Origin of the sequence: Delftia sp. RIT313 (assembly GCF_000632165.1) — a bacterium.
Lineage (GTDB): Bacteria > Pseudomonadota > Gammaproteobacteria > Burkholderiales > Burkholderiaceae_C > Comamonas > Comamonas acidovorans.
The window spans coordinates 20,025-28,154 of sequence record NZ_JFYT01000084.1 but is presented as its reverse complement, the minus strand read 5'-3'; the positions used below and the strand labels follow the sequence as shown (position 1 = coordinate 28,154).

Below are 8,130 nucleotides of genomic sequence, written 5' to 3'. Positions count from 1 at the left end.
CCAACAAACTCCCCCCCTTCACCACCCCCACAAAAACCACATGCCGCTGAGCAACCTCCCCACATTGCAATCCCTGCTCCTGTCCCGCCGCCTGGCGCTGAGCGTCCTGGCCAGCGCCGCGCTGGTGGCCGCCTGCGGTGGCAGCGACAGCAACGACAGCACGACGCCCCCGGTGGCCAGCCAGCCCGCGACGGCCACGCTGGCCGTGCTGGAGACCACGGATCTGCACTTCAATGTGCGCAGCTATGACTATTTCAAGCTGGCCGAGGATGCCTCCTACGGCTTCGAGCGCACGGCCACGCTGGTGCGTGCGGCGCGCAAGGAGTTTGCCAATACGCTGCTGGTGGACAACGGCGACACCATCCAGGGCACGGCCCTGGCCGACTACGAGGCCGAGGTGGCCAAGATCCCCTGCACGCAGCAGCTGTCCATGTACAAGGCCATGGGCGCGCTGGGCTTCGATGCAGGCACGCTGGGCAACCATGAGTTCAACTACGGCCTGCCCTTCCTGAACCAGGTGCTGGGCGGCGGCCTGGACGTGGACGGCGTGGACAAGGCGCTCAAGTGCGCGGGCAATGGCTTTCCCATGGCGCTGTCCAACGTCTACAGCAGCAAGACCAAGCAGCCGCTGGTGCAGCCCTACGTGATTCTGGAGCGCAAGATCGCGGCCAAGGACAAGGATGGCAAGGCGGTGGAGCTGCCCATCAAGATCGGCGTGATCGGCTTCACCACGCCGGGCATCATGAACTGGGACAAGCGCTATCTGGAGGGCAAGCTCTACACGGAAGGCGCCGTGGAGTCCGCCCAGAAGTACCTGCCCGAGATGCGCGCCAAGGGCGCCGATGTGGTGGTGGCCATGCTGCACGGCGGCCTGGACGGCGCGGCCTACTCGCCGACGATGGAGAACCCCGGCCTGCACCTGAGCAAGGTGGCCGGCATCGACGCCATGGTCATGGGCCACCAGCACAGCGTGTTCCCCGATGCGGCGGCCACGCCGGCCTTCACGCAGGCGGGCGTGGACAACAAGGCGGGCACCATCAACGGCGTGCAGTCGGTGATGGCCAGTTCCTGGGGCAAGGCGCTGGGCGTGATCCAGCTGGCGCTGAAGTGGGACGGCAAGCAGTGGAGCGTGGACAAGAGCGCGGGCAAGAGCGAGCTGCGCAATATCCAGACCGGCAAGGACGCCGCAGGCAAGGCCACCTACGTGGCCGTGGACCCGACGGTGGCGCCGCTGATCGAGAGCCAGCACCAGGCCGCCATCCAGTACGTGAAGACGCCCATCGGCAGCACGGACTTCCGCATGAGCACGCTGTTCGCCGATGTGGGCGACCCGGGCGCCATCCAGATCGTCAACCAGGCGCAGCGCGACTATGTGGCCGACTATGTGAAGGCCAGCCTGCCGCAGTACGCGCAGCTGCCCGTGCTGTCGGTGAGCGCGCCGTTCAAGTCGGGCTTCCAGGGCGGCGCCGACTACACCGACGTGGCCGTGGGCCCGCTGGCCATCTACAACGCGGCCGACCTGTACCTGTACCCCAACACCGTGTATGCGGTGAAGGTGAATGGCGCCGACATCAAGGACTGGCTGGAGGCCGCTGCCAAGCGCTTCAACCAGATCGATCCGGCCAAGACGGGTGAGCAGCAGCTGATCAGCACCTTCCCGGGCTACAACTTCGACATGTTCACCACGGCCGATGTGCAGTACGAGATCGACGTGACCCAGCCCGTGGGCAGCCGCATCAAGAACCTGCAGTACCTGGGCAAGGCCATCGACCCGGCGCAGGAGTTCGTGATCGCCACGAACAACTACCGCGCCACCAGCGGCAAGAGCTTCATCGCCAAGCTCGACGGCTCCAGCGCCATCTGGGCCTCGCCGGACGCCAACCGCGACGTGGTGATCGGCTACGTGCGCAAGAAGGGCAGCATCACGCGCGCCGCCAATGGCGCGGCCAAGAGCTGGCGCTTCACCAAGGTGGCCACCTCTGCCAACGTGGTGTTCAGCTCCGGCGCCAACGCGCTGCCGGTGGCGCAGGCGGCGGGCCTGGCCAACATCTCGCTGGTGGCGGCCGATGACGGCTCGGGCAAGGGCACGTCCAAGTACCGCCTGGATCTGTCGAAGTAAGTTCCGGCAGGCACGCAACAAAAAAGCCCCGTGCATCTGGCACGGGGCTTTTTTGCTTGTGCCGAACGGGCTTCAGCGCGCAGGAGGCATCTCGAACACCAGGCAGGTGGTCGTGGCGTGGGCGTAGAGCGTGCCATCGGGGCCGACCAGGCGCGCCTCGGCCGTGGCCAGCTGGCGGCCGCAGTGCAGCACGCGGCCTTCGGCGCGCACGCGCGGCACGCGCGGGGTCAGGGCCTTGACCAGGTTCACCCCCAGCTCGGCCGTGGTGTAGCCCCGGCCCGGCGGCATGCAGGTGTGGACGGCGCAGCCCAGCGCCGAGTCCAGCAGGGTGGCGAACCAGCCGCCGTGCACCGTGCCCATGGGGTTGAGGTGGTTGGCGCCGGGGCGGCCCTGGAAGACGGCGCTGCCTTCGCCCACGGAAATCAGCATGAAGTCCAGCGTGCGTGCAATGGGCGGGTAGGGCAGTTCGCCGCGCAGCATGGCCTGCATCAGCTCCAGCCCGCTGCGGCCTGCGACCTGGTCGGGGCGCGACACGCCTGCGCCGGGGCCGGCGTCCAGCCGGAGGGTGACCGCCTGTTCCTCGTCCAGCCAGGCTTGCAGGGCAGGGGAGATGGCGCCGGAGGTGACGCTGGAGGTGAGGCTGTGGGCGGCCTGCTCCGGGGAGTGGGTGCGGGTGTCCATGGAATGTCTCTCTTTCATTGGGAAAAATGCGGGCGCCAGGCTGTCTGGGATGGCGGTGTGGATATTATTGTATCTACAACAGTTGTATATGCAATAATCTGCGCCATGCCAGTGAATCCAGACATCCTCGCCGTACCCCAGGGCTGCACCAACCACCGCGTGCGCCAGCTCATGCGCAGCGTGGGCCAGGTGTATGACGCCCATCTGAACGAGACGGGGCTGCGCATCACGCAGTACTCGCTGCTCAGCCATGTGCTGGCCGCCGGTCCGGTGCGGCCCTCGGACCTGGCGCGGCGCATGCGCATGGACGCCTCGACGCTGACGCGCAACCTCAAGCCGCTGATGGACGCCGGCTGGGTGCGCATGGGCCAGGGCGAGGACCAGCGCAGCCGCCTGGTGCACATCACCGACGCGGGCCAGGCCAAGCGCGAAGAGGCCAAGCAAAGCTGGAAGACCGCACAGAACGAGCTCAACGCCCGCGTGGGCCTGGAGCGCGTGGCGGCCCTGCATGCGCTGATCGATGAATGCCTGGTGCTGCTCGATGGCGGCAATGGCGATGGCGCTGGCGATGGCAACGCTGCAGACGGCCCGCAGGCGTAGGCCCTACCGAATTCCCAACCCCCGAAGAGACTCCCATGCTCTCCAACTCCACGGCGCGCTGGCTGCAGCGGCGCGGCATCCACTACGGCTGGCTGGTCGCGGCCATCACTTTCCTCACCATGCTGACCATGTCGGCGGCGCTGGGCCTGCCGGGCGCCATGCTGCAGCCGCTGTCGCGCGAGTTCGGCTGGAGTACGGAGCAGATATCGAGCAGCCTGGCGCTGCGCTTTGCGCTGTTCGGCCTGCTGGGGCCGTTTGCGGCCGTGATGATGGAGCGCTTCGGCCTGCGTGCCGTGATGTGCATGGGCCTGGCCCTGGTGGGCGGCGCCATGGCGATGGTGACGCAGGCCACGCAGCTGTGGCATCTGTTTTTGCTGTGGAGCCTGCTGCTGGGCATGGGCACGGGCCTGACGGCGCTGGTGCTGGGCGCCGTGGTGGCCAACCGCTGGTTTGCGGCGCGGCGCGGCCTGGTCATCGGCGTGCTCACGGCCAGTGCGGCCACGGGGCAGCTGGCCTTCCTGCCGCTGGCCGCCTGGATGATCGAGCACTGGGGCTGGCGCTCGGCCACGGTGCCGGTGTTCGTGGCCAGCGCCCTGATCGCGGTGCTGGCCCTGCTGTTCGTGCGGGACCGGCCTTCGGACCTGGGCCTGGTGCCCTTTGGCGGCGATGCCTCGGCCCCGCCGCCGCCGGCCATGGCCATGAACTTCGGCACGCCCTTCAAGGTGCTGGCCGAGGCCGCGCGCAACCGCACCTTCTGGCTGCTGGCGGGCACCTTCTTCATCTGCGGCCTGTCCACCAACGGCCTGGTGCAGACGCACTTCATCTCGCTGTGCGGCGACAACGGCATGGGCGCGGTGCCCGCCGCGTCGGTGCTGGCCATGATGGGGGCCTTCGACTTCGTGGGCACCGTGCTGTCGGGCTGGCTGTCGGACCGCTACGACAACCGCAAGCTGCTGTTCTGGTACTACGGGCTGCGCGGCCTGTCGCTGTTCTGGCTGCCGCATTCGGAGTTCACCTTCTACGGCCTGGGCCTGTTCGCCATGTTCTACGGGCTGGACTGGATCGCCACGGTGCCGCCCACGGTCAAGCTCACGGCCCAGCATTTCGGGCCGCAGAAGGTGGGGCTGGTGTTCGGCTGGATCTTCGCGGCCCACCAGCTGGGCGCGGCCACCGCTGCCTGGGGCGCGGGCCTGACGCGCACTTTGCTGCTGACCTATACGCCCGCGCTGTATGCGGCCGGCCTGGCCTGCCTGGTGGCGGCGGTGATGGCGCTGGTGATAGGGCGGGCGCGCAAGGCGGCGGCGGTGGCCGCGGCCTGAACACCATCACCGTTCACGCCATCCACGCCCTCAGTAAAGCTGGCGTTTGCCCGGCTGCAGCAGGACGACCAGGGCGCCCGCGCCACCTTCGGCCGGGCGGGCCTGCACAAAGGCCAGCACTTCCTTTTTCTGCACCAGCCAGCGCAGCACGCGGCCCTTGAGCACGGGGGTCTTGCCCGGCGAGCCCAGGCCCTTGCCGTGCACCACGCGCACGCAGCGTATGCCGGTGCGGTGCGACAGGCGGATGAACTGGCCCAGCGCCTCGCGCGCCTCGTCCACGCGCAGGCCGTGCAGGTCCAGCTGGCGCTGGATGCTCCACTGGCCGGCGCGCAGCTTGTGGGTCACGTCCAGGCCGATGCCGGGGCGCCGGAAGCTGAGCTGGTCGTCGGTGTCCAGCAGGGTGCTGACGTCGAACTCGTCGCTCATGGCCTCCTGCAGCACGCGCTGCTCGTCCAGCTCCAGCTGCAGGGGCAGCGGCTCGGGGGGCTCGGGGGCATGGAGGTGGCGGGCGTGCGCGGACTTGAGCGCATGCACCGGGCCCACGGTGTTTTCGAACAGCTTTTGCTCGGCCAGGAGGCGGCGCGCCGCCTCGGCGCGCTGCTGCTGGAGCAGGGCCTCTTGGGCGGCGGCTTCGGCCAGTGCGCGGCGCACTGGCGCGAGGTCCTGCAGGCTGGTGGCTTTCAAAGTCATGGTGACGCCGGTTGTACCGCAATTTCGGCACCCCGGCGGCCATGGCGCCCTCTCAATGGCCGGCGAGCCTAGAAGCGATAGCGGGCGCTGACCTGGACATTGCGCGGCGCGCCGTACATGCCCGAGTACCACCAGCCGGACATGGCCGCTATGTACTTGCGGTCGAACAGGTTGTTGACGTTCAGCGTCAGCGACAGCTGGTCGCTCACGTCATAGCGCGCCATGAGCCCGGCCACGGCGTAGGAGGCCTGACGCGCGCTGACCTGCTTGCCGACCTGCCAGGCTTCGCCGCTGTACTCGATGCCGCTGCTCCAGTTGACGCCACCGCCCAAGGTCAGCCTGCGCCATTCGCCGGGCATGCGGTAGGTGGTCCACAGGCGGGCCATCTGGCGCGGGAAGGTGGTGTTGATGCGCTGGCCCGTGGCGTCTTCGGAGGCGCTGAAGTTGTAGGAGGCGGCAATCGACCATTGGCGGTTGATGGCGCCGCTGACTTCCAGGTCCAGGCCCCGCGTCTTGGCGCCCTTGATGGCGCGCGAGGCGGTGGTGGTGGTGCCCGGGATGAACTGGCCGGGATCGGACTCGGCCAGGTTGTCCTGGCGGATGAGGTAGACGGCGGCGCTGGTGGCCAGGCGCCCGTCCAGGAATTCGCTCTTGATGCCGGCCTCGTAGGTGTTGCCTTCCTGCGGGTCCAGGAAGGAGCCGTTGCGGTCGCGCGAGGTCTGCGGGCTGTAGATGGTGGCAAAGCTGGCGTACAGCGTGTGCTGCGGGTTCAGCGTGTAGACCAGGCCTGCGTAGGGCGTGAACACGCGGCGTTCGGACGAGGGCGAGGTCTGGTGGTATCCGTCCGTGGTGTTGGTGCGGTAGTCGCTGTCGTAGTTGAACAGCTTGCCGCCCACGATGAGCTTGAGGTCGTCGGCCAGCGCGAAGCGGCCGGCGCCGTACAGGCTGGTCTGGCGGCGCGTGCTGTCGAAGACCACGAAGCGGTCGCCGAACACCGGGCTGCCGCTGCTGTCCCACTGGTAGATGTTGACGGGCTTGTTGCGCAGGCCCGTGATGTCGAAGCTGCCGTCGGTCAGGCTCTGGAAGTCGGTGTAGTCCAAGCCCAGCACCGCCTCGTGCTCGCGCCCGCCCAGGTTGAAGGGGCCGCGCAGGTTGATGTCCACGGATTTGTTGCGCAGCCGGTAGTCACGCCGCTCGGCGTTGAGCGACAGGCCATCGCCGGTCTCCCGGTCGAACAGGCTGTTGTTGACGGCCAGGTAGACCGCGTCTTCGCGCTGGTTGGAGCGCAGGTAGTTGGCCGAGAGCTTGAGCTGCCATCGGTTGGCCAGCGCCTGCTCCAGCGTGACGAAGGCGCTGGTGGAGTCGGTGTTAAAGCGGTTGTCGCGGCTGGCCGGGTTGAAGGAGACGGGGAAGTCGGTCTGCCGCCCGTCGCTGCTGAACAGCGGAAAGCCCAGGTAGGCCATGGAGCCGCGCGAGCGGCCGCGCTGGTGGTCCAGCCCGGCGGTGAGCTTGAGCGTGGAGGTGAGGTCGGCCTCGATCACGCCATAGAGCACGTCCTTTTTCTTGCTGTAGAAGTCGATGTGGCTGTCGCCCTCCTGGTGCACGGCGACCAGGCGGCCGCGCACGCTGCCCGAGGCGTTGAGCGGCGAGGACAGGTCCAGCACGCCGCGCCGGTTGCCCCAGGAGCCCACGCTGGCCTCGGCCGAGCCCTGGAACTGCGCCGTGGGCTTCTTGCGCACCATGTTGACGATGCCGGACGGATCGCCCGCGCCCGTGGTCAGGCCCGAGGCGCCGCGCAGCACCTCGATGCGGTCGTACAGCGCCATGTCGGCAATGCTTTGGGTGGGCAGGGCGTCCAGGCCCAGGAATTCGGTGTGCGTGCTGACGCCGTCGAGCTGGTAGTTGGTGATGGGGTAGCCGCGCGCATTGGCGTTGCTGCGCTCGGTGCCCAGCGCCGAGGTGGAGATGCCCGGCACGCGCGCCAGCACGTCGCTGATGCTGGTGAGGTTTTCGTCCTCCATGCGCTGCTGGGTCATCACGCTGACCGACTGCGGCGTGTCGCGCACGCTCAGCGCCAGGCCCGTGGCCACGCCGCTGGGGCCGCGCGCGGTGTAGCTGCCCGTGCCTTCGGTCGTGCCCGCCCGGTCGGCCTGGGCGACGACCTTGACCTCGGCCAGCGCATGGTCCTGGGCGCGGCCCGGCGCTGCCGTAGCCGTTGACGCCGCGGGCGCGGCGGCGGAGGCCAGCACCGTGAGCGTGCCCTGGGGCGTGCGTGCCAGCCGCAGCCCGCTGTCGCCCAGCGCCAGCTGGGCGGCCTGCTCCACGCTGTAGCTGCCCCGGATGGCGGGCGCGCGCTTGCCGGCCAGCAGGGCCGGATCGGCGCTGATGCTGCGCTGGGCCTGGCGGGCGATGCGCGCCAGCGAGTCGTCCAGCGCGCCGGCGGGCAGGTTCCATTCCAGCGTGGCGGCTGCCTGCGATGTGCTGGCCGCCGCCGGCTGTGCCCAGGCCTGCGGCGGTGCGGACAGCGACCAGGCCAGCGCGGCGGCAACGGGCAGCAGCAGCGAGGGCGGGCTCGGCCTGCGATGTGCGGGCGTGCTGCCAGGCTGCGGGATACGGAGAGGGCGGCGTGCGGAGGCCATGGAGTCGGAGGTCCTTGTCGTTGCGGTGGAAATGAAGGGCTTTCATTCCGTATGTGCGACAAGGGCGGCAAAACCCCTCACG

Annotated in this window: 6 protein-coding genes; 3 read left to right on the top strand and 3 right to left on the bottom strand. The window is 68.9% G+C overall.

Going from position 1 to position 8,130, the window contains the following annotated elements:
• Window positions 1-40 precede the first annotated feature (40 nt).
• The gene (locus BW39_RS24920) at window positions 41-2,119 is read left to right on the top strand and encodes a bifunctional 2',3'-cyclic-nucleotide 2'-phosphodiesterase/3'-nucleotidase (RefSeq protein ID WP_043824823.1); all 2,079 of its coding nucleotides are present in this window, start codon (window positions 41-43) and stop codon (window positions 2,117-2,119) included.
• A gap of 72 nt (window positions 2,120-2,191) precedes the next feature.
• On the opposite strand, the gene BW39_RS24915 is transcribed toward BW39_RS24920, so the two are convergent.
• Entirely contained in the window at window positions 2,192-2,800 is a 609-nt protein-coding gene (locus tag BW39_RS24915; protein WP_013803862.1) for a PaaI family thioesterase, read from the bottom strand.
• A gap of 105 nt (window positions 2,801-2,905) precedes the next feature.
• On the opposite strand from BW39_RS24915, the gene BW39_RS24910 reads away from it, so the two are divergent.
• Both BW39_RS24910 and BW39_RS24905 read left to right on the top strand, forming a co-directional pair.
• Window positions 2,906-3,400, top strand: a complete 495-nt coding sequence (locus BW39_RS24910; protein ID WP_043824822.1) for a MarR family winged helix-turn-helix transcriptional regulator — start codon at window positions 2,906-2,908, stop codon at window positions 3,398-3,400.
• Window positions 3,401-3,435: 35 nt separating this feature from the next.
• Complete coding sequence (locus BW39_RS24905) at window positions 3,436-4,719, top strand: MFS transporter (protein WP_043824820.1); 1,284 nt, start codon at window positions 3,436-3,438, stop codon at window positions 4,717-4,719.
• A gap of 30 nt (window positions 4,720-4,749) precedes the next feature.
• Here the strand turns inward: BW39_RS24905 and BW39_RS24900 are convergent, their stop codons facing one another.
• Both BW39_RS24900 and BW39_RS24895 read right to left on the bottom strand, forming a co-directional pair.
• Window positions 4,750-5,409 (bottom strand): Smr/MutS family protein, encoded by a 660-nt coding sequence (locus tag BW39_RS24900; protein WP_013803859.1) that lies wholly within the window; start codon window positions 5,407-5,409, stop codon window positions 4,750-4,752.
• A 68-nt stretch (window positions 5,410-5,477) separates the two neighbouring features.
• Entirely contained in the window at window positions 5,478-8,048 is a 2,571-nt protein-coding gene (locus tag BW39_RS24895) for a TonB-dependent siderophore receptor (protein WP_052155426.1), read from the bottom strand.
• Window positions 8,049-8,130: the final 82 nt, after the last annotated feature.